At 71.2% G+C, this 20,714-nt stretch carries 15 protein-coding genes; 11 read left to right on the forward strand and 4 right to left on the reverse strand.

The features are described 5' to 3' along the window. The first annotated feature begins 40 nt into the window (after positions 1-40). Positions 41-1,570 carry a tRNA (N6-isopentenyl adenosine(37)-C2)-methylthiotransferase MiaB gene (miaB, locus tag ABT186_RS09710; protein ID WP_351924413.1) on the forward strand — a complete coding sequence of 510 codons (1,530 nt, stop codon included), beginning with the start codon at positions 41-43 and terminating at the stop codon, positions 1,568-1,570. Positions 1,571-1,675: 105 nt separating this feature from the next. Then, the gene (locus ABT186_RS09715) at positions 1,676-2,395 is read left to right on the forward strand and encodes a class III extradiol dioxygenase subunit B-like domain-containing protein (RefSeq protein ID WP_351226621.1); all 720 of its coding nucleotides are present in this window, start codon (positions 1,676-1,678) and stop codon (positions 2,393-2,395) included. Positions 2,396-2,527: 132 nt separating this feature from the next. Here the strand turns inward: ABT186_RS09715 and ABT186_RS09720 are convergent, their stop codons facing one another. Both ABT186_RS09720 and ABT186_RS09725 read right to left on the reverse strand, forming a co-directional pair. Beyond that, entirely contained in the window at positions 2,528-2,779 is a 252-nt protein-coding gene (locus ABT186_RS09720) for an antitoxin (protein WP_351226619.1), read from the reverse strand. A gap of 25 nt (positions 2,780-2,804) precedes the next feature. Then, positions 2,805-3,080 (reverse strand): hypothetical protein, encoded by a 276-nt coding sequence (locus ABT186_RS09725; protein WP_351226617.1) that lies wholly within the window; start codon positions 3,078-3,080, stop codon positions 2,805-2,807. 181 nt (positions 3,081-3,261) lie between these two features. Here ABT186_RS09725 and miaA point away from each other — a divergent pair, with 181 nt between their 5' ends. The 6 genes from miaA to hflX all read left to right on the forward strand — a co-directional run bounded on the left by miaA (position 3,262) and on the right by hflX (position 12,576). Then, positions 3,262-4,200 (forward strand): tRNA (adenosine(37)-N6)-dimethylallyltransferase MiaA, encoded by a 939-nt coding sequence (gene miaA / locus ABT186_RS09730; RefSeq protein WP_351924415.1) that lies wholly within the window; start codon positions 3,262-3,264, stop codon positions 4,198-4,200. Positions 4,201-4,308: 108 nt separating this feature from the next. Beyond that, entirely contained in the window at positions 4,309-4,797 is a 489-nt protein-coding gene (locus tag ABT186_RS09735) for a hypothetical protein (protein WP_351226679.1), read from the forward strand. 905 nt (positions 4,798-5,702) lie between these two features. Further along, positions 5,703-6,572, forward strand: a complete 870-nt coding sequence (gene dapF, locus ABT186_RS09740; protein WP_351226613.1) for a diaminopimelate epimerase — start codon at positions 5,703-5,705, stop codon at positions 6,570-6,572. 439 nt (positions 6,573-7,011) lie between these two features. After that, positions 7,012-9,219 carry a RelA/SpoT family protein gene (locus tag ABT186_RS09745; protein ID WP_351924417.1) on the forward strand — a complete coding sequence of 736 codons (2,208 nt, stop codon included), beginning with the start codon at positions 7,012-7,014 and terminating at the stop codon, positions 9,217-9,219. A 170-nt stretch (positions 9,220-9,389) separates the two neighbouring features. Next, positions 9,390-10,907, forward strand: coding sequence for a M1 family metallopeptidase (locus ABT186_RS09750; protein WP_351226609.1), 1,518 nt, complete (start codon positions 9,390-9,392; stop codon positions 10,905-10,907). Between the two features lie 178 nt (positions 10,908-11,085). After that, positions 11,086-12,576, forward strand: a complete 1,491-nt coding sequence (hflX, locus tag ABT186_RS09755; RefSeq protein ID WP_351226607.1) for a GTPase HflX — start codon at positions 11,086-11,088, stop codon at positions 12,574-12,576. Between the two features lie 61 nt (positions 12,577-12,637). On the opposite strand, the gene ABT186_RS09760 is transcribed toward hflX, so the two are convergent. Continuing rightward, on the reverse strand, positions 12,638-13,828 hold the full coding sequence (locus ABT186_RS09760; protein ID WP_351226605.1) for a trypsin-like serine peptidase: 1,191 nt from the start codon (positions 13,826-13,828) through the stop codon (positions 12,638-12,640). A 189-nt stretch (positions 13,829-14,017) separates the two neighbouring features. Continuing rightward, complete coding sequence (locus ABT186_RS09765) at positions 14,018-15,244, reverse strand: trypsin-like serine peptidase (RefSeq protein WP_351226603.1); 1,227 nt, start codon at positions 15,242-15,244, stop codon at positions 14,018-14,020. 413 nt (positions 15,245-15,657) lie between these two features. Between ABT186_RS09765 and ABT186_RS09770 the strand changes: the two genes are divergently transcribed. From ABT186_RS09770 to ABT186_RS09780, 3 genes are all read left to right on the forward strand, one after another. Continuing rightward, entirely contained in the window at positions 15,658-17,073 is a 1,416-nt protein-coding gene (locus tag ABT186_RS09770; RefSeq protein WP_351226601.1) for a diaminobutyrate--2-oxoglutarate transaminase family protein, read from the forward strand. A 243-nt stretch (positions 17,074-17,316) separates the two neighbouring features. Further along, complete coding sequence (locus ABT186_RS09775) at positions 17,317-19,761, forward strand: IucA/IucC family protein (RefSeq protein ID WP_502973163.1); 2,445 nt, start codon at positions 17,317-17,319, stop codon at positions 19,759-19,761. A gap of 39 nt (positions 19,762-19,800) precedes the next feature. Next, positions 19,801-20,631 (forward strand): GNAT family N-acetyltransferase, encoded by an 831-nt coding sequence (locus ABT186_RS09780; RefSeq protein ID WP_351924419.1) that lies wholly within the window; start codon positions 19,801-19,803, stop codon positions 20,629-20,631. Positions 20,632-20,714 lie beyond the last annotated feature (83 nt).

Here is a 20,714-nt window from a genome sequence, read left to right on the forward strand (position 1 = left end):
ATGAGGCAGGGGTTCTCCAGGGAACGCCTACCCTTGACCCATGACCAGCAGCAGCGACCGGAGCCTCGCAGTGGACGTTCAAGCATCCAAGAGCTATGAAATTCGCACCTACGGGTGCCAGATGAACGTCCACGATTCCGAGCGATTGGCCGGGCTGCTCGAAGAGGCCGGGTACGTGCGCGCGCCCGAGGGGTCGGACGGCGAGGCGGACGTCGTCGTCTTCAACACCTGCGCCGTCCGCGAGAACGCCGACAACAGGCTCTACGGCAACCTCGGCCGGCTCGCGCCGAAGAAGGCCCAGCGGCCCGGCATGCAGATCGCGGTCGGTGGCTGTCTCGCGCAGAAGGACCGCGACACCATCGTGAAGAAGGCGCCCTGGGTGGACGTCGTCTTCGGCACGCACAACATCGGCAAGCTGCCCGTCCTGCTCGAGCGCGCCCGCGTGCAGGAGGAGGCGCAGGTCGAGATCGCCGAGTCGCTCGAAGCCTTCCCGTCGACGCTGCCGACGCGGCGCGAGAGCGCGTACGCCGCCTGGGTCTCGATCTCCGTCGGCTGCAACAACACCTGCACCTTCTGCATCGTCCCGGCCCTGCGCGGCAAGGAGAAGGACCGCCGTCCCGGCGACATCCTCGCGGAGGCCGAGGCCCTGGTCGCCGAGGGCGTCTCCGAGATCACGCTGCTCGGGCAGAACGTCAACGCGTACGGCTCCGACATCGGCGACCGCGAGGCCTTCAGCAAGCTGCTGCGCGCCTGCGGGACGATCGAGGGCCTGGAGCGCGTCCGCTTCACTTCGCCGCACCCGCGTGACTTCACCGACGACGTCATCGCAGCCATGGCCGAGACGCCGAACGTGATGCCGCAGCTGCACATGCCACTGCAGTCCGGCTCGGACACGGTCCTGAAGGCGATGCGCCGGTCCTACCGGCAGGAGCGCTACCTCGGGATCATCGAGAAGGTGCGGGCCGCCATCCCGCACGCCGCGATCACCACCGACATCATCGTGGGCTTCCCGGGCGAGACCGAGGAGGACTTCGAGCAGACGCTGCATGTGGTGCGCGAGGCGCGGTTCGCACAGGCGTTCACCTTCCAGTACTCCAAGCGGCCCGGCACGCCGGCCGCCACCATGGAGAACCAGATCCCCAAGGAGGTCGTCCAGGCGCGCTACGCGCGTCTCGTCGCCCTCCAGGAGGAGATCTCCTGGGAGGAGAACAAGAAGCAGGTCGGCCGCACCCTGGAGCTGATGGTCGCGGAGGGCGAGGGCCGCAAGGACGGCGCCACCCACCGCCTCTCCGGCCGCGCCCCGGACAACCGTCTGGTGCACTTCACCAAGCCGGACGAGGAGGTCCGCCCCGGCGACGTGGTGACGGTCGAGGTCACGTACGCCGCCCCGCACCACCTCCTCGCCGAGGGCCCCGTCCTGGGCGTGCGCCGCACGCGCGCGGGCGACGCGTGGGAGAAGCGGAACGCCGCCGAGGCCGCCAAGCCGGCCGGTGTGATGCTGGGGCTGCCGAAGATCGGCGTCCCGGAGCCCCTGCCCGCCGCCACCGCCGGCGCGTGCGGCTGTGACTGACACATCCCCTCGGCGACGTGGTTCCATCTGACGGAGCCGTCGGCGGAGGAGTGACGCACGCCGCGGAGTGACGTGCCGCGGTCCGCCGGGGTTACCCTGCGGATCATGCTTGTCGCCGCTGCTGTGTGTCCCTGTCCGCCCCTGCTCGTGCCCGAGGTCGCGACGGGTGCAGCGCCCGAGCTGGACGGCGCCCGAGCCGCGTGCGCGGACGCGGTGGGCATGCTCGCAGCCGCGCGTCCCGACCGGCTGGTGGTCGTCGGTCCCGCCGAAGAGAGCGGGCGGGGCCCGTTCCCGGAGGGCACGCGGGGTTCGTTCCGTGATTTCGGGGTGGACGTCGACGTACGGCTGGGCAGGGGCGGGACGGACCCGCGGGCGTCGGAGCGCGTGCTTCCGTCCTCGCTCGCCGTCGCCGCGTGGCTGCTGGAGCGCACGGGCCGGCCCGACGTTCCCGTCGAGGGGCTCGGCGTGGCGGAATCCCTGGCACCGGAGCGGTGTGCCGAGATCGGAGCGGGTCTCGGCGGGCACGACACGCGGGTGGCCCTGCTGGTCATGGGCGACGGCAGTGCGTGCCGCACGCTCAAGGCGCCGGGCTATCTGGACGAGCGCGCGGCCGGCTTCGACGCCGAGGTCGCGCGTGCGCTGGGGGCGGGGGACGTGGCGGCCCTGAAGGCGCTGGACGCGGACCTCGCCCACGAACTGCAGGCCTGCGGCCGGGCTCCCTGGCAGATCCTCGCGGGCGCGGCCGAGGGCGCGGACCTGTCAGCCGCGCTCCTGTACGACGACGCGCCGTACGGGGTGGGATACCTGGTGGCTGCCTGGTCGTAGCGCGTCACGGTCCGCAGGCGCGGCCCTCCGGTCCGCATCGCACGCATCGCATCCGTGGAGACACGGCGGACGGCCGGGAGGCTGTGCGCCCCACGGCCGTCCGCCGATGCGTCTCCCGTTGTCCGAGCGTGGTCAGGAGGCCGGGGGTGGCTGCGGCGCGTCCGGCGGCGTCCCCTCGTCGGCCGCCGGGCCGGATTCCCGGTGCGCGATGCGCTCCATGGCGCCCTTCGCCTTGTCCGTGCCCGTGTGGATCTTGTCGCTGTACTTGCCCTTGGTCTTCTCGTCGATCACCTTCGCGGCCTTGTCGAGACCTCGATCGACCTGTTCCTCGTGCTGCTGTGCGAACCCCGAGACCTTGGCTTTCAGATTCTCCACGAGACCCATGGTCCACCTTCCCTCGCGGGGGCAGTTACGTGCGGGCGCCCTCTTCGGCCTCGCTGTCGGCGACCTCCTCGGCGGACTGCTGCTTGGGAATCCCGACGCCGTCTTCGGCGGCGGTCTGCCCGGCCTCCCCCGCGGTGGCCTCCGACCCGGCCCCGGCCTCGACCGCATCCCTCGCCTCAGCCGTCGACTTCGCCTCGTCCGTCGCCTCCGCCTCGGCCGTCACCTGCGTGGCCTCCGCCTCGGCGGACTGCGCCTCCTCCGTCGTCCTTGACCTCTGGAAAAGCCGTGCAAAAACGCCCATATCAACTCCATACGTTACTCGTGCGGGCGAAATACCGCGTAGCCCGGTGCGTCCGTTTGCATCGCCCGGGTCACCCGTTCTCGAACCGGTGGCCGGAACCTCGCAACAGGCAACGACCCCGTTTCGGGGGCGTCACGTAACTCGTTCGAGGCCGGGTGCGGAGGTTTGCGAGACTGTTGCGGTGAGTAGTGCAGCCCCCGCGCCGCGGGTCATCGCCGTCGTCGGACCGACCGCGGCCGGAAAGTCCGATCTGGGTGTTTTTCTGGCCCAGCGCCTCGGTGGCGAGGTCGTCAACGCCGACTCCATGCAGCTCTACCGGGGGATGGACATCGGCACCGCCAAGCTGACACCCGGGGAGCGCGGTGGCGTACCGCATCACCTGCTGGACATCTGGGATGTAACAGTCACGGCGTCCGTCGCCGAGTACCAGCGCCTCGCCCGCGCCCGTATCGACGCCCTGCTCGCCGAGGGCCGCTGGCCCATCCTGGTGGGTGGCTCCGGGCTGTATGTGCGCGGGGCGGTCGACAACCTGGAGTTCCCCGGAACCGACCCCGAGGTGCGCGCCCGGCTGGAGGATGAGCTGTCGGTGCGCGGCTCGGGAGCGCTGCACACGCGCCTGGCCGCCGCCGATCCGGAGGCCGCGCAGGCGATCCTGCCCAGCAACGGCCGCCGCATCGTGCGGGCCCTGGAGGTCATCGAGATCACCGGCAAGCCCTTCACCGCGAACCTCCCGGGCCACGACTCGGTCTACGACACCGTCCAGATCGGCGTCGACGTGGCGCGCCCCGAGCTCGACGAGCGCATTGCGCGCCGGGTCGACCGGATGTGGGAGGCGGGGCTCGTGGACGAGGTGCGCGCGCTGGAGGCGCAGGGATTGCGCGAGGGGCGTACGGCATCTCGGGCGCTCGGGTACCAGCAGGTGCTCGCCGCGCTCGCGGGGGAGTGCACGCTGGAAGAGGCGCGCGCCGAGACCGTGCGCGCCACCAAGCGCTTCGCGCGCCGACAGGATTCCTGGTTCCGTCGCGACCCGCGCGTGCACTGGCTCAGTGGTGCCGCCACGGATCTCGGGGAACTCCCGGACCTCGCACTGGCGTTGGTCGAACGACCGGTTACAGCCTGATCACGTGATGGCATCGGGACGCTCCGGCCGCCATCCAGGCCTCCGGTGGCATGCCATCATCGAGCTTCGATCGACCAAGTGGAGTCCGAGTTGGGAGGGCGCGTGGCGATGGAGGCCGGCCCTCGCGACACCGCACAAGGCGCGGGGCACGACACCGCGGAGGACGTGGACCAGCGGCTCAGTTCCGATGGCCCCGACGAGCAGCTTCCGGGCGGTGTGACGGACGACGGGCCGGGGGTGGACGAACTGTCCGCCGGGCCCGAGGTCGAGGTCGAGCTGCGTCCGCAGCGCAGGCTGCGGATCTGGCAGCTCGCCCCGATCGTGGCGCTGGCCGCGGTCGGCTCTCTGATGTTCGCCTTCCCGCTGGCGTTCGAGTTCGGTGACAGTGGTGCGGTGGTCGCCATGCTCGGCCTGCTGATCTGCTCGTGCGCGGCCGGCTGGGGCATGATGGCCGCGCGCCGCGTCGGTCACACATGGCCGGGCCTGCCGCAGCGCGGCTCGGGACGGCGCTCGGACTGGCGTGTCGTTCTCGCGTACGCCGTGATGGTCGCAGCGGTCGTGATCCTGGCCGTGTGGCGGGTGGCCCGCCTCCGCTGAGACCGCGAGCGAACCACGTTTCGCGGGGGAACCGGACTCTTCCCTATGGGGTCCACCGATGGGGTGGGGTCTACCGGCGGTTGGGGTCCACCGGCGGTTGGGTCCACCGACGGTTGGGTCCACCGACGGTTGGGGTCCATCGACGGGGAGGGCCTCTTCCGGCATGGGGTTCGGTGGCCGGACGGGTCTCTTCGTGTCATGGGTCTGGGGACGGGCACAGGCTGTTGTGTCGTTGGGTCCGGCGGCCGGACGGGCCTCTTCCGGCATGGCGTTCGGCGGCCGGACGGGCCTTTCCCCGCCATGGGGCTTGGGGCGGGTGCGAGCTGTTTCGTCGTTGGTTCGGCGTCTGTCGGCCTCTGCGTCATCGGGTCCGGCTGCCCGGAGGGGCCTTTTCGTGTCATGGTCTGCCGGCCGGTCCGAGCTCTTCCCCGTCCTGGGGTCTGTCGGCGGGGCTGGGTTGTTGTGCCGTTGGGTCTGGCGGTCTGTGGGTTGCTCCGTCATCGGGTTCGGTGGCCTGGTCGGGCCTCTTCTTGTCATGGGTCTGCCGGCCGGTCCGAGCTCTTCCCCGTCGCTGGTCCGTCGGCCGGACCGGGTTGTCTTGCCCTCGGGTTCGGCGGGCTGGGCGGGAGTCTTCTGTGGTCGAGTCAGGCGGGCCGGGCGGGACTCTTCGGTCATCGGGTCCGGCGCCCCGGGCCGGACTCTTCGGCCATCGATTCCGGCGCCCGGGCCGGACTCTTCCGTCATCGGGTCCGCCGGCCGGGCCGGACTCTTCCGTCACCAATTCCGCGGACCGACCTGGTGCGCCCGCCATAAGGCCGCGCGCCCCCTCAAGGCATCGAGGTCCGTCGGCCGGACCGACCGGACCGGTTGTCGGCAGTGTCGTAGCGAACCCGTACGATCGAGGAATGAGCACGCGGATCGCCTTCCTCAAGGGCCACGGCACCGAGAACGACTTCGTGATCGTCCCGGACCCCGAGAACGTCATCGACCTGCCCCCGGCCGCCGTCGCCGCCCTGTGCGACCGTCGCGCGGGCATCGGCGGCGACGGTCTGCTGCACGTCGTACGCTCCGCCGCGCACCCCGAGGCCAAGGAGATGGCCGCCGAGGCGGAGTGGTTCATGGACTACCGCAACGCGGACGGCTCGATCGCGGAGATGTGCGGCAACGGCGTACGGGTGTTCGCGCACTACCTCCAGCGCGCCGGGCACGTGACCGAGGGAGACCTCGCAGTCGCCACCCGCGGGGGCGTGAAGACCGTGCACATCGCCAAGGACGGGGACATCACCGTCGGCATGGGCAAGGCGCTCCTCCCCGAAGGGGACGTCACGGTGAGCGTGGGCGACCGCAGCTGGCCCGCGCGCAACGTGAACATGGGCAACCCGCACGCGGTCGCCTTTGTCGACGACCTCGCACACGCGGGCAACCTGTTCACCCCGCCCCCCTTCAGCCCGGCCTCCGCCTACCCGGACGGGGTGAACGTCGAGTTCGTGGTCGACCGCGCCCCCCGGCACGTCGCGATGCGCGTCCATGAACGCGGCTCCGGCGAGACCCGCTCGTGCGGCACGGGCGCGTGCGCCGTGGCCGTCGCCGCGGCCCGCCGTGACGGCGCCGATCCGGCCGTGACGGGCACCCCGGCGACGTACACCGTGGACGTCCCCGGCGGAACCCTGGTGATCACCGAGCGCCCGGACGGCGAGATCGAGATGACCGGCCCGGCGGTGATCGTCGCCGAGGGCGAGATCGACGCCCGGTGGCTGGAGACCGCGACCCGCTGACCCTGACCGCGCGACGGATCGCGAACACGAGCCGCGGAGTCGTTCCTTGGGGGCGAACGGGCGGCGCGCTGAAGCACGGCGTGGCACGCGGACGGTAACGCTCCGCAGCGCGAAGTGGCCGGAAACCGCGGTCGATCCCATTGCCCCCGGCTCCGTATCGCAGCTCGGGTCGCCCCACGGCGCTCCGATCCGCAGCTCAGGGCATATCAATCAGCTTGAATCAACGGTCAACCGTTCTGCCCCTGGCTCAAAACCGTAAACCTCAAAGGCATCGCTCGAATGGGTGATCCGTTTCACGCTCGGCGAGAGCCGGTCGGGCGGGCGTGGTGGGCTCGGTAGCATCAAGCACCGGCCCGGACGGGGGACCGTATTGCCATCCCCTGCGCCGTGTCCGCCATGGGGCACCCCGTCCGCCGGTCCACGCAGCCGGAGGTGCCCAATGAGTGCGGAGGCCACGAATCCCGCCACGCCCGCCCCCGCGACGCCCCCGACGCCCGGGGCGCACCGCAGGAAGAGCCGCCCCCGGATCGATCTGCGCCGTCTGGGCCGGGCGGCACTGCTCGGCCCCGCCACCCGAGACCGGCTGCCCGACGCCATCGGTCACGTCGCCGAGGCACATCGCGCCCACCATCCCGACGCCGATCTCGAACCCCTGCGCCGCGCCTATCTGTTGGCCGAGTCCTCGCACCGCGGGCAGATGCGGAAGAGCGGCGAGCCGTACATCACGCACCCTCTCGCCGTGACCCTCATCCTCGCCGAACTCGGTGCGGAGACAACCACCTTGACCGCGTCCCTGCTCCACGACACCGTCGAGGACACGGATGTGACGCTCGATCAGGTACGCGAGGAGTTCGGCGAGGAGGTGCGCTATCTCGTCGACGGTGTCACCAAGCTGGAGAAGGTCGACTACGGCGCGGCCGCCGAACCCGAGACCTTCCGCAAGATGCTCGTCGCCACCGGCAACGACGTCCGCGTGATGTCCATCAAACTCGCCGACCGGCTGCACAACATGCGCACTCTGGGCGTGATGCGCCCCGAGAAGCAGGAACGCATCGCCAAGGTCACCCGGGACGTGCTCATCCCGCTCGCCGAACGCCTCGGCGTCCAGGCGCTCAAGACCGAACTGGAGGACCTCGTCTTCGCGATCCTCCACCCCGAGGAGTACGAGCACACCCGGGAGCTGATCGTCGAGAACGCGGCGCACGGCGACGACCCGCTCGCCGAGATGGCCGACGAGGTGCGCTCGGTCCTGCGCGAGGCCGGGATCCAGGCCGAAGTCCTCATCAGGCCACGGCACTTCGTCTCCGTCCACCGCATCTCCCGCAAACGGGGGCGGCTGCGCGGCGCCGACTTCGGACGCGTCCTGGTCCTCGTGAACGAGGACGCCGACTGCTACGGGGTCCTCGGCGAACTGCACACGTGCATGACGCCGGTGGTCTCGGAGTTCAAGGACTTCATCGCCGTCCCCAAGTTCAACCTGTACCAGTCGCTGCACACCGCGGTCGCGCGAGCGGACGGCGAGATCGCCGAAGTCCTCATCCGCACCCACCAGATGCACAAGGTCGCCGAGGCCGGCGTGATCGCGCTCGGCAATCCCTACGCCCCGGGCTCCGAGGACCCGGCCGACGGCGAGCGCGTGGACCCCACCCGCCCCGGCTGGCTCTCCCGGCTCCTGGAGTGGCAGGAGGCGGCCCCGGACACCGACACGTTCTGGTCGACGCTGCGCGAGGACCTCGCCCAGGACCGGGAGATCACCGTGTTCCGCCCCGACGGGGGCGCGTTGGGGCTCCCCGAGGGCGCGAGCTGCGTGGACGCGGCGTACGCGCAGTACGGAGAGGACGCGCACGCCTGCATCGGCGCGCGCGACCACGGCCGGCTGGCGACGCTGAGCACGGTTCTGAAGGACGGCGACACCGTGCAGCTCCTCATGGGCCAGGACCCGGCCTCGGAACCCTCCAGAGAGTGGCTGGAGCACGCCCACACGCCCGCCGCGCGGATCGCCATCCAGCGCTGGCTGGCGGCCCATCCTGTGCCCGGAGAATCGTCCGGCGACGCGCCGGAGCCGGGCGCCGTGCGGTCCGGCGCCGAGTCCTCACCGGACGGCTCCGCCGCGCACACCACCGCGCCCGGCCCCGCCGCCCGCCCGCCTGCGCTGCCTGCGCGCCCCACCTCGGACGCGCCCGCCGCGCGCGCGGCCAATGCCGTCGTCGACCTGCCCGGCGCCTCCGTGCGCCTCGCGGGCTGCTGTACCCCCGTGCCGCCCGACGAGATCACCGGCTTCGCCGTGCGCGGGGGCGTGGTGACCGTCCACCGCGTCGAATGCGCCGGAGTCGCGCGCATGAAGAGCGCCGGGCGCGCGGAGGTCGGTGTGCGCTGGGGCGACACCACCGAGTGCCGGGTCACGCTCGTCGCCGAGTCCTTCGGGCGCCCGCACCTCCTCGCCGACCTCACCGAGGCCATCGCCGTGGAAGGCGTCGCGATCGTCTCCGCCACCGTCGAGCCGCCCAGCCAGCAGCGGGTGCGCCACACGTACACACTCCAGCTCCCGGACGCCGCCCGTCTGCCCGCCCTGATGCGGGCAATGCGGAACGTGCCGGGCGTGTACGACGTGAGCCGGGCGCAGTACCCCGCCGCGGCCGCCCACTAGTCCCCCGTCGTCGCACGGCTCTTGCTTCAGCCGTCGTACGGATTCGTCCTTCGAACGGACGACCATACGGAGGCGGCGGACGCGTGGGCCGTGGCCACGGCTGAACCCGTTCGGGTGGGAACGTCGCGAGTCGTCACCGCGCGAAGTGCCCACGCTGGTAGCGGTGGTCCATGCCGCACACCCTCCGCTCCGTGATCCCCCGTGCCCGCCGCACCAAAGCGGCCCTTCTCGCCTCAGCCGTCTCCGTCTGCCTGATCGCCGCCGGCGACCCCTCGACCGCTGTGGCCCTGGGCATCGGCGACCGGCTCTTCCCGACCCTCGGCAACCCGGGGTACGACGTCCAGTCGTACGACCTCTCGTTCACCTATTCCGGCGACAACAGCAAGCCCCTCACCGCCGTCACCACGATCCGGGCCCGCACGACCGAGGCCCTGGACCGCGTCAACCTCGACCTGACGCACGGCACGGTGGAGTCCGTCGACGTCAATGGCGCGCCCGCTGACTTCACCAGCGCGGGGGAGGATCTGGTGATCACGCCGGGCACTCCGCTCCCCAAGGGCGACTCCCTGCGGATCACCGTGCGGCACACCAGCGACCCCGTGGCCACGAAGGACCGGGAGGGCGGCTGGGTGCGGACCGACGACGGGCTTGCAATGGCCAACCAGGCCGACGCCGCCCACCTGGTCTTCCCGTGCAACGACCACCCCTCGGACAAGGCGATGTTCACCTTCCACGTCACCACGCCGGAGGGCTACACGGCCGTGGCGAACGGTGTGCCGGTGGGCAGTAAGAAGGCCGGCGGGGCCACCACCTGGAACTACCGCACCGAGCACCCGATGGCGACCGAGCTTGCCCAGGTCTCCATCGGCCACAGCGTCGTCCTGCACCGCGAGGGACCGCACGGCCTGCCCATCCGCGATGTCGTCCCCGCCAAGGACAAGGCCGCCCTCGAACCGTGGCTGGAGAAGACCCCCGACCAGATCGCCTGGATGGAGGACAAGGTCGGCCCGTACCCCTTCGAGAACTACGGGCTGCTCATCGCCCAGGCCCAGACCGGATTCGAACTGGAGACACAGACGCTCTCCCTCTTCGAGGAAGGTGTGTTCACCCGGTCGAAGTACCCCCAGTGGTACGCCGAGTCGATCATGGTGCATGAGCTGTCCCACCAGTGGTTCGGTGACAGCGTCAGCCCCCGCACCTGGTCCGACCTGTGGCTGAACGAGGGACACGCCACCTGGTACGAGGCCCTGTACGCGGAGGAGAAGGGGAACCGGCCCCTGGAGGCGCGCATGAAGTCGGCGTACGCCCTCTCCGACCGCTGGCGCGCCGACGGCGGCCCGCCCGCCGCACCCAAGGCGCCGAACCCGGGCCAGAAGATCAGCATCTTCCGGCCGAGCGTCTACGACGGCGCCGCGCTGTTCCTGTTCGCGCTTCGCCAGGAGATCGGGCGCCCCGCCTTCGAGAGTCTGGAGAGGGACTGGGTGAGCCTGCACCGGGACGGCACGGCGACCACGGACGACTTCGAACACCTGGCGTCCAGTGTCGCGGGACGCGATCTGAGCGGGTTCTTCAAGGCCTGGCTCTACGGCGACAGGACCCCGCCGATGCCGGGGCACCCGGACTGGAAGATCGACCCCGTCCCGGACTCGACGCCTGCCTCGTCGCCGGCCTCGACGCCGACGCCGTAACTCGGGTGACGCGGCGGGCCGGGCCGTGCGACCATCATCGAGTCGGCGGCGCGGCCCGCAGAGCGGGTGACCGGGAATCTCCCGGGGTACTCGAACGTTGTGACTACGGCGAGTCGTGTGGTCGGGGACGCCCCGACTCCATCGCCGCATACGGAATCCCCAACGACGTAAGGACCCAATGACCTCCTCTTCTTCCCCTTCCCAGGACGCCAAGCGCCTTGCGCACGACTACCCCGAGGGTCTTCGGGCCGATGCCCTGATGGAAGAGGACGTCGCCTGGAGCCACGAGATCGACGGAGAGCGGGACGGCGACCAGTTCGACCGCTCCGACCGCGCGGCCCTGCGCCGCGTCGCGGGCCTCTCCACCGAGCTCGAGGACGTCACCGAGGTCGAGTACCGGCAGCTGCGCCTGGAGCGCGTCGTACTCGTCGGGGTGTGGACCTCGGGGACCGTTCAGGACGCGGACAACTCGCTGGCCGAGCTGGCCGCCCTCGCGGAGACCGCGGGCGCGATCGTGCTCGACGGCGTGATCCAGCGCCGCGACAAGCCCGACGCGGCAACCTACATCGGCTCCGGCAAGGCCGATGAGCTGCGGGACATCGTCCTCGAAACGGGCGCGGACACCGTCATCTGCGACGGTGAGCTGAGCCCCGGCCAGCTGATCCACCTCGAGGACATCGTCAAGGTCAAGGTCATCGACCGCACGGCCCTGATCCTGGACATCTTCGCCCAGCACGCCAAGTCCCGCGAGGGCAAGGCCCAGGTCTCGCTCGCGCAGATGCAGTACATGCTGCCGAGGCTGCGCGGCTGGGGTCAGTCGCTGTCCCGGCAGATGGGCGGCGGCAGCGGCGGTCTGGCGACCCGTGGTCCCGGTGAGACCAAGATCGAGACCGACCGGCGGCGGATCCGCGAGAAGATGGCGAAGATGCGCCGGGAGATCGCGGACATGAAGACCGGCCGTGAGATCAAGCGCCAGGAGCGCAGGCGCCACAAGGTGCCGTCGGTCGCCATCGCGGGCTACACCAACGCCGGAAAGTCCTCCCTGCTCAACCGCCTCACGGGCGCGGGCGTCCTGGTCGAGAACGCGCTGTTCGCGACCCTGGACCCGACCGTGCGCCGGGCCGAGACCCCGAGCGGCCGCCTGTACACGCTGGCGGACACCGTCGGCTTCGTACGGCATCTGCCGCACCACCTGGTCGAGGCGTTCCGCTCCACGATGGAGGAGGTCGGCGACTCCGACCTGATCCTGCACGTGGTGGACGGTTCGCATCCGGTGCCGGAGGAGCAGCTGGCCGCCGTGCGCGAGGTGATCAGGGACGTCGGCGCCACCGACGTACCCGAGATCGTCGTGATCAACAAGGCGGACGCGGCCGACCCGCTGGTGCTCCAGCGACTGCTGCGGATCGAGAAGCGCTCCATCGCGGTCTCGGCCCGTACCGGCAAGGGCATCGACGAGCTGCTCGCGCTCATCGACGTCGAGCTGCCGCGGCCCGCGGTCGAGGTCGAGGCCCTCGTGCCGTACACCGAGGGCCGTCTGGTCGCGCGTGCCCACTCCGAGGGCGAAGTGATCTCCGAGGAGCACACCCCGGAGGGCACGCTGCTCAAGGCACGGGTGCACGAGGAACTGGCGGCGGAACTGGCGCCGTACATGCCGGCCTCCGCACGCTGACCCACAGCGAAAAGGCCCGCTCCCTGCGACAGGGAGCGGGTCTTCTCCGTATGTCAGCCGGTCACTGCCCGCCGTACTGCCGGCTCATGTTCTGGTACAGCCCCTCGGCCTCCTTGCCCAGCTGCGGTCCCGCGAGCCAGGTGTTGTCGGACGGGCCGATCGACGTGTTCGAGACGAGTTCGGTCCTGCCGCCGACCACCCGGAACCAGCCGCCGCCGGAGGAACCGCCGGTCATCGTGCAGCCGATGCGGTACATCGTCGGCAGGCTCGGCGAGAGCGACAGCCGGCCGGGGCGGTCGATGCACTTGAACATCTTCTGGCCGTCGTAGGGGGGAGCGGCCGGGTAGCCCCAGGCGCCCATCCTGGCGACCTCGGTCGCGGACGGCGCGGTGAAGTCCACGTCGAGGGCGGTACCGACCGTCTCCTCAAGGGACTTGGTGCCGGTCTGAGGCTTCACGTGCAGGATCGCGTAGTCGTACGGGGCGCCCGCGCCGCCCGACTCCGAACCGCCCTGGATCCACTCGTTGGTTGTGGTGGCCCAGTCGGCCCACCACTGGCCGTAGGGCGCGATCTCGGACGCGGAGGCGTTGCTCAGCTCCGAGGCGGCCTTGCCCTGGTCGTTGTAGGCGGGGACGAACGCGATGTTGCGGTACCAGCCGCCGCTGCCGCCCGCGTGGACACAGTGGCCCGCGGTCCACACGAGGTTTGACTTGCCCGGGTGGTTCACGTCCTTGACGACCGTGCCCGAGCAGACCATCGAACCCTCGGGGGAGTCGAAGAAGACCTTGCCGACCGGGGCCGCGTAGTTGTGGTACGGGGTTTTCTCGGCCGCGGCCTGCACCGGCGCCGGGGCGGCGTCACTCACGCCCTGGTCGGCCGACGCGTCCTTCGCCGAGATCGTCTTGTTCGGATCCTTGGCGGACTTCATCCGCTCGGGCTTCCACAGCCCCTCGATCACCGGGTTGACGAAATCCTTCGCGGCGCTGAGCCACTTGTCCTTGTCCCAGTTCTTCCAGCCGCTGTCGGCCCACTGGTCGACATCGATGCCGTGCTGCTTGAGCTTGTCGGCCATGCCGCTGGGAATGTGGAGCTTGTTCTGGCCGGACGACGACTGCGATGCGGCGGGCTTGTCGCTCGCTGTGCTGTCGCTGCCGTTGCAGGCGGTGGCGGTGAAGGCCAGTGCCGCGACGGCAGCGGCGAGAACGGTCCGCCCCCCGCGCCGATGCGCGAAGGACGTACGTATGGAACGCATGGTGCTGTGACCCCCGGTGAAGCGTGGTGATGTCCTGCCGGACGCCGGCGCCGGCCGCTCGCTGCGGCACCCGCTCGGACGCGACACCCCACTATGCCCGTGCGATTGGGGACGAACAGCGGCGAAACGGTAAAGATTTCTGTGAGCCGCCCCGCCGCCGTCTGTCACAACCCTGTCAGGCGTGGCGTGTCACTGGTTCGCGAACTTCTTGCTGACCGACTCGTAGACGCCCTTGGCCACCTCGCCCAACCGCGGACCGGCCAGCCAGCCCGAAGTCACCGGGCCGATCGAGGTGTTGGAGACCAGGGCGGGCTTGCCGTCCGAGCCCGTCTCCACCCAGCCGCCGCCGGAGGAACCGCCCGTCATGGTGCAGCCGATGCGGTACATCGTCGGGTCCGTCCCCGTGATCGACAGCCGGCCCGGCTTGTCCTGGCACTGGTACAGCGTCTGGCCGTCGTACGGTGCCGCGGCCGGGTAGCCGGTCGCCGTGAGGCTGTTCACCTTCGGCACGGCCGGCGCATTGAAGTTCACCGGCAGAGCCGAACCGACGGTCTCCTCAAGGGACTTGCCGCCGTTGCCCTTCTCCGGCGTGACATGGATGACGGCGAAGTCGTACGAGGCACCCCGGCCGCCCGTCTCGCCACCCTGCTCGATCCACTGGTCCGAGGTCTGCGCCCAGTCACCCCACCAGACGCCGTACGGGGCAACCTGCTCCCGCGTGGCGTTCTTCAACTCGGCCGCCGTCTTCCCGGAGTTGTTGTAGGCGGGCACGAACGCGATGTTGCGGTACCAGCCGCCCTTCTTGCCCGCGTGCACACAGTGGCCCGCGGTCCACACGAGGTTGGACTTGCCGGGGTGCGCCGGGTCCTCGACCACGGTCGCCGAGCAGACCATCGTGCCCTGGGGGGAGTCGAAGAACACCTTGCCCGCCGTGGGCGCGTTGTCGTGGTACGCGGCCTGCACCGCCTGCGCCTTCACCGGCGCCGGGGTCGGGTCCGTGACGCCCTGGTCGCCCGAGAGGTCGTTGTCGCTCACGCCCTTGTCGGGGTCATTGGCCTTGCGCATCCGGTCCGGGTCCCACAGGCCCTTGATGATCGGGTTGATGAACTCGTCGGCCTCGCGCAGCCAGTCGTCCTTGTTCCAGTTCCGCCAGGCGCCGTTCTTCCACTTGTCGAGGTCGAACCCGTGCTCCTTGAGCTTCTGCTTGATGTTGTCCGGGATCTTGATCTTGCCGTCGTCGGCCGATGAGGCGGACGCGCTCGCCTCGCCGCTCGCCTTGGCGTCGCCGCCCGAGTCGCACGCGGTAGCGGTCAGCGCCAGCGCCGTGGCGATACCGACCGCGGCCAGCACGGGGGAGGTCCTGCGGCGCGCGCTCCCTTCTCGGCGGACGGCAAAGAGCGGGCGTATGGGTCGCATGGTCTGAACTCCCCCTGGGATCAACCTGTGTGAGGACAGCGGTGTACCGCCGTGGAGGGCGGCGCGTCATAGCTGATCATCGCTTCCACGGAACGGCACCAAAGACTATGCGGTCGCTGTGGGGGACTTCCGACGGAACGGCAACGGTTCGGCCACAGCCGTCTGACCTGGTAATCGTCCGGAGATCCACCGACTTGGCAACGATCTTCCGTTCACCCGCTTCCATGGGCCGTTCATGTCGTTGGTACGTACGGGCGACGTGTCGTCCGAGCTCAAGTCCTCGCCCACATCGCCTCTGGACAGCGGGAGGAACTGACGTCGTGACGGTGACGGAGACTGCGGTGGTGCCGGTGGAGGGCGAGCCGGAGGGGGGTGCGGGAGCGGATGCAGACTGCTCGGCGAGACGTTCAGGGGTGCCTTCGGCGCGTGAGGCGGCTTGCGCAAGCGAGGGGGCGCGCGCGGCGTACGAGGGCATTCTGCGGCGGCAGTCGGCGCGCGAGTCCGCCGCGCGCACCTATGCGCGGGCCCTGCCCATCGTGCCCGTGCGGGCACGCGGACTGACCATCGAGGGCGCCGACGGGCGCCGCTATCTCGACTGCCTCTCCGGTGCGGGCACGCTGGCCCTCGGCCATAACCACCCGGTGGTCCTGGAGGCGATCCGGAACGTTCTCGATTCGGGCGCGCCGCTGCATGTCCTGGACCTGGCCACGCCCGTCAAGGACGCGTTTACGACCGAGCTGTTCCGGACGCTGCCACCCGGCTTCGCAGACCACGCGCGCGTGCAGTTCTGCAGTCCGGCCGGGACGGACGCCGTCGAGGCCGCGCTCAAACTGGTGCGTGCTGCCACCGGCCGGACCGGGATCCTCGCCTTCACCGGCGCGTACCACGGGATGACCACGGGGGCGCTCGAGGCGTCCGGGGGCGCGGCCGACGTACGCGTGATGCGTCTGCCGTTTCCGCAGGACTATCGCTGTCCGTTCGGCGTCGGCGGCGAGCGCGGCGCCGAACTTGCCGCCCGCTGGACCGAGTCGGTCCTCGACGACGCCAAGTCGGGCGTACCGCTGCCCGCCGGGATGATCCTCGAACCTGTGCAGGGCGAGGGCGGGGTGAACCCCGCACCGGACGCGTGGCTGCGCCGGATGCGGCAGATCACCGGTTCCCGGTCGATTCCGCTGATCGCGGACGAAGTGCAGACGGGCGTGGGCCGCACGGGACGTTTCTGGGCGGTCGAGCACAGCGGTGTGGTGCCCGATGTGATGGTCCTCTCCAAGGCGATCGGCGGCAGCCTGCCGCTCGCCGTCGTGGTCTACCGTGACGACCTCGATGTCTGGCAACCCGGCGCCCACGCCGGAACGTTCCGCGGCAACCAACTCGCCATGGCCGCGGGCACGGCGACCCTCGCGTACGTCCGCGAGAACCGCCTCGCCGAGCGCGCCGACGCGCTCGGCGCCCGCATCCTGACCCAACTCCGAGCCCTGGCCGCAGAGTTCCCGTGCATCGGGGACGTACGCGGACGGGGGCTGATGATCGGCATCGAGCTGGTGAACCCCGAGGCCGCACCCGAAACAGCGTCCTTGGACTGCGCGACCGCCTGTCCCGGGGGCGCCGGGCCCCGGCCCGCCGCGCCCGCACTGGCCGCCGCCGTGCAGCGGGAGTGCCTGCGGCGCGGCCTGATCGTGGAGCTGGGCGGGCGGCACGCGAGTGTGGTCCGGCTGCTGCCGCCGCTGACGATCAGCGACGAGCAGACGGACGCGGTACTGGACCGACTCGCGGACGCGGTGGCCGCAGTGGTCCGGGGGCCGTCCGTCGCTGAACCCGCCTGTCGCTGACCCCGGGCGCCGCGGCCTCCGACCGCCCCACGGTGGGCGATCCCGTCCCTCGCACTGTCCCGGAGCGGACGATCCCGCCTTTCGCTGCGGCCCCGCGGCGGGGGCCCTGCCCCGTGCTCAGCGAACCCGCTGAACCTGCCCCTTGCTCCGGACCCACCAGGAAGGCCCAGGGCCGGCACACACCCGTACGCCCCGCCCCGGCCCGTCGCGGCACGAGCCGGAACGACCCCACGAGGAACGCCCTTGAACGCCAGCCCAACCCCCGACGGCCGCCCCGACACCCCCGGGCGAGAGGCCGGCATCACGCCGGCCGCCACACCGGCACCGGGCTCCGACACGGTCCCCCGGCAGAAGGTGGCGTCACCGGAGGCCGAGGAGCCGTGGGGCGCCACCGCCGATCTCCTGGACCACCCCGACCCGCACACGGCGGCCCAGGCCGCGACCGTGGAGAACCTGCTGCGCTGCTGGGTCCGGGAGAACGACCTCGCCGCTCCCGCCGACAGCACGCTGCGCATCCCGCTTCCCGCCAGCGGTACGGCCCTCCTCGCCCCGGTCCACTACTGGTCCCCGACCGGCTGGCACCGCTTCGGCCTGCCCTGCCTGGCCGACGCACCGGAGACGGCCCCACCCGCGGACGCGGTGACCGTTGCGGCACTGCTGGCACGGGAGACGGGGGGAGCGGACGCCGTCCCGGGCTCGGGGACGGACCCGACCCCGGGCGACGCCCGGGACTCCGCCCCGTGCTTTGCCACGGACTCCGGCTCGGGCGCCACCCAGGGCACCGCCTCGGGCTTCGCGCGCGACTTGGGCTCGGGCGTCGCGGGGGACTCTGCTCCGGGCGCCACGGGGGACTCTGCTTCGGGTGTGGCTGGGGACTCCCTGTCGGGCGTGGCGCGGGATTCTGCTTTGGGCTTTGCGGGGGGTTTCGGCTTGGGCGTCACGGGGGGCACCGCTTCGGGCTTTGCCCGGGGCTCCCTGCCGGGCTCCCTGCCGAGCGCCACCCAGGGCACCGCTTCGGATTTCGCCCCGGACTCCCTGCCAGGCGCGGTGCCCCGCACCGACTCTGGGTGCGAACCGGGAGATTCACCGCGCAACGGCTCTGGGGGTGAACCGGGAGATTCGCCGGGCACCACGTCCGGATTCGAGCCCGGCGGCAGGACCGACATCGCGCCGGGTGTGGCGCCGGGCGGCGTGTCAAGCACCACGCCGGCATTCGAGCCGCCCTGCGCATCGCCTCACCTCGCCGATCTCGTGGCCCGGGTGGCCGACTCCGTGCGTCGTACCACGACTTTCATCGCGGAGCGCCGCGAGCGCCCCGCGGACGAGGCGGATCTCTTCCTCGCCGCCGAGCAGGCGCTGTTGCTCGGGCACCCCACACACCCCACGGCCAAGAGCCGCGAGGGACTCTCCGATGCCGAGGCCCGGCTCTACTCGCCCGAACTGCGCGGCTCCTTCACGCTGCACTGGCTGGCGGTCGCGCCCTCCGTCCTCGCGGCCGACTCGGCCTGGACCGAACGCGGTCGGCCCATGTCCGCCGGCTGGCTGGCCGAACGGCTCGCGGGCCCGGGCCTCGCGCTGCCCGACGGTTACACCGCGCTGCCGATGCACCCCTGGCAGGCTCGCGAAATGCGGCACCGCCCCGAGGCCGCCGCCCTGCTGGACGCCGGACTGCTGCGGGACCTCGGCCCGCACGGCGAGCCCTGGCACCCCACCTCGTCCGTTCGCACCGTCCACCGCCCGGGTGCTCCCGCGATGCTGAAGCTGTCCCTGGGCCTGCGCATCACCAACTCACGCCGGGAGAACCTCCGCAAGGAACTCCACCGGGGCGTCGAGGTGCACCGCCTGCTGCGCAGCGGCCTCGGCAAGCAGTGGCGGTCCGTGCATTCCGGCTTCGACATCGTCCGCGACCCGGCCTGGCTGGCCGTCGACGACGTGGACGGCACCCCTGTGACCGGGCTGGACGTGGTGATCCGCCACAACCCGTTCGGCCCCACCGACGACGTCTCCTGCATCGCCGGACTCGTCTCGCCCAGACCCCGTGCCCTGCCCGGCGCCGGATCGCCGCGCGCGCGCTCCCGGCTCGCCGGGATCGTCCTCCGTCTCGCCGCCCGCACCGGCCGCCCGCGCGGTGCCGTCGCCGCCGAGTGGTTCCTGCGCTATCTCGAACAAGTGGTGCGACCGGTGCTCTGGCTGGACGGCGAGGTCGGCATCGCCCTGGAGGCACACCAGCAGAACACCGTGCTCCTGTTGGATGCCCAGGGCTGGCCCGCGGGCGGCCGTTACCGCGACAACCAGGGCTACTACTTCCGCGAGTCCCGCCGCGCCGAACTCGACGCCCGGCTGCCCGGCATCGGAGAGCACAGCGACACATTCGTCTCCGACGAGGTCACCGACGAACGCTTCGCGTACTACCTCGGCATCAACAACGTGTTCGGCCTCATCGGTGCGTTCGGCTCCCAACGCCTCGTCGACGAAAGGCTGCTGCTTGCCGCCTTCCGCCGCTTCCTCGCCGACGTCGCCACGGGGCCCGCCCGGCTGCGCACATCCCTGCCTGCCCGCCTGCTCGACTCACCCGTCCTGCGCTGCAAGGCCAATCTGCTGACCCGACTGCACGGCCTCGACGAACTTGTCGGCCCGGTCGACACGCAGTCCGTCTACGTCACCATCGCCAACCCCCTTCATTCCTGAGGACCATGCCCCATCCCGTCTCCTGAGAGGAGCGTCGCCGTGACTCCCACCGACGCGAGCACCGACGCCTGCGCCGCCTCCGCCTGCGCCGCCGCGGGGCCCGGCCCCGGCCCCGCAGCCGGCCCCGGCCCCGCAGCCGGCCACGGCCCGGGCTCCGGTTCGGCCCTCGGCTCGGACCACGAGGACACCCTCGACCTACGGCTGCCCGAAGCGTTCATGGCGCTCCGCGCGGAGCAAGGCATGGGCCGAGGCGGGACGCAGGGTCTCAGCCCGCAGGACGACGACCTCCTCGATCACGTCGCCGATTGGGGCCCGACGGCCACCCCCGCGGGCGTCTTCCACCTCGTCCCCGTACACCTGGGCCGCGATCTCCCACTCGTCGCCGGCTGGATGAACGACCCCGCCGTGGCGGTCTTCTGGGACCTGGCCGGAGACACATCGGTGACCGAGCGGCATCTGCGCGCCCAGCTCGCCGGTGACGGACGCAGTGTCCCCTGCCTCGGCGTGCTGGACGGCACCCCGATGAGCTACTGGGAGATCTACCGCGCGGACCTCGACCACCTGGCCCGTCACTACCCCGCCCGTCCCCATGACACCGGAATCCACCTCCTCATCGGCGGTGTCGCCGATCGCGGGCGCGGCCTGGGCTCCACACTGCTGCGCGCGGTCGCCGACCTCGTCCTCGACCGGCGTCCCTCCTGTGCACGCGTCGTCGCCGAACCCGACCTTCGCAACACCCCCTCCATCGCCGCCTTCCTCAACGCAGGCTTCCGTTTCTCCGCCGAGGCCGACCTGCCCGGCAAACGGGCCGCCCTCATGGTCCGGGACCGGGCCGTGCGCCATCTGCTTCAGCCCCATCACTCTGCGTAACGATGCGTGTCGCGAACAGGTTCCCAGTCGTCCGTATGCCGCGGTTCACGGATCCGTGCCGAACCCCCGCACCACCCGTGAGC

This window comes from Streptomyces sp. NPDC001634, assembly GCF_040298185.1.
GTDB lineage: Bacteria > Actinomycetota > Actinomycetes > Streptomycetales > Streptomycetaceae > Streptomyces.

What these genes read in the sequence shown, in the direction of transcription:
- dapF (WP_351226613.1), top strand. Translation starts at nt 5,703, where the DNA reads ATGAGCACGCGGATCGCCTTCCTCAAGGGCCACGGCACCGAGAACGAC.
- ABT186_RS09720 (WP_351226619.1), bottom strand. Translation starts at nt 2,779, where the DNA reads ATGGGTCTCGTGGAGAATCTGAAAGCCAAGGTCTCGGGGTTCGCACAG.
- ABT186_RS09760 (WP_351226605.1), bottom strand. Translation starts at nt 13,828, where the DNA reads ATGCGTTCCATACGTACGTCCTTCGCGCATCGGCGCGGGGGGCGGACC.
- ABT186_RS09715 (WP_351226621.1), top strand. Translation starts at nt 1,676, where the DNA reads ATGCTTGTCGCCGCTGCTGTGTGTCCCTGTCCGCCCCTGCTCGTGCCC.
- ABT186_RS09745 (WP_351924417.1), top strand. Translation starts at nt 7,012, where the DNA reads ATGAGTGCGGAGGCCACGAATCCCGCCACGCCCGCCCCCGCGACGCCC.
- miaB (WP_351924413.1), top strand. Translation starts at nt 41, where the DNA reads ATGACCAGCAGCAGCGACCGGAGCCTCGCAGTGGACGTTCAAGCATCC.
- ABT186_RS09725 (WP_351226617.1), bottom strand. Translation starts at nt 3,080, where the DNA reads ATGGGCGTTTTTGCACGGCTTTTCCAGAGGTCAAGGACGACGGAGGAG.
- ABT186_RS09765 (WP_351226603.1), bottom strand. Translation starts at nt 15,244, where the DNA reads ATGCGACCCATACGCCCGCTCTTTGCCGTCCGCCGAGAAGGGAGCGCG.
- ABT186_RS09750 (WP_351226609.1), top strand. Translation starts at nt 9,390, where the DNA reads ATGCCGCACACCCTCCGCTCCGTGATCCCCCGTGCCCGCCGCACCAAA.
- hflX (WP_351226607.1), top strand. Translation starts at nt 11,086, where the DNA reads ATGACCTCCTCTTCTTCCCCTTCCCAGGACGCCAAGCGCCTTGCGCAC.
- ABT186_RS09735 (WP_351226679.1), top strand. Translation starts at nt 4,309, where the DNA reads ATGGAGGCCGGCCCTCGCGACACCGCACAAGGCGCGGGGCACGACACC.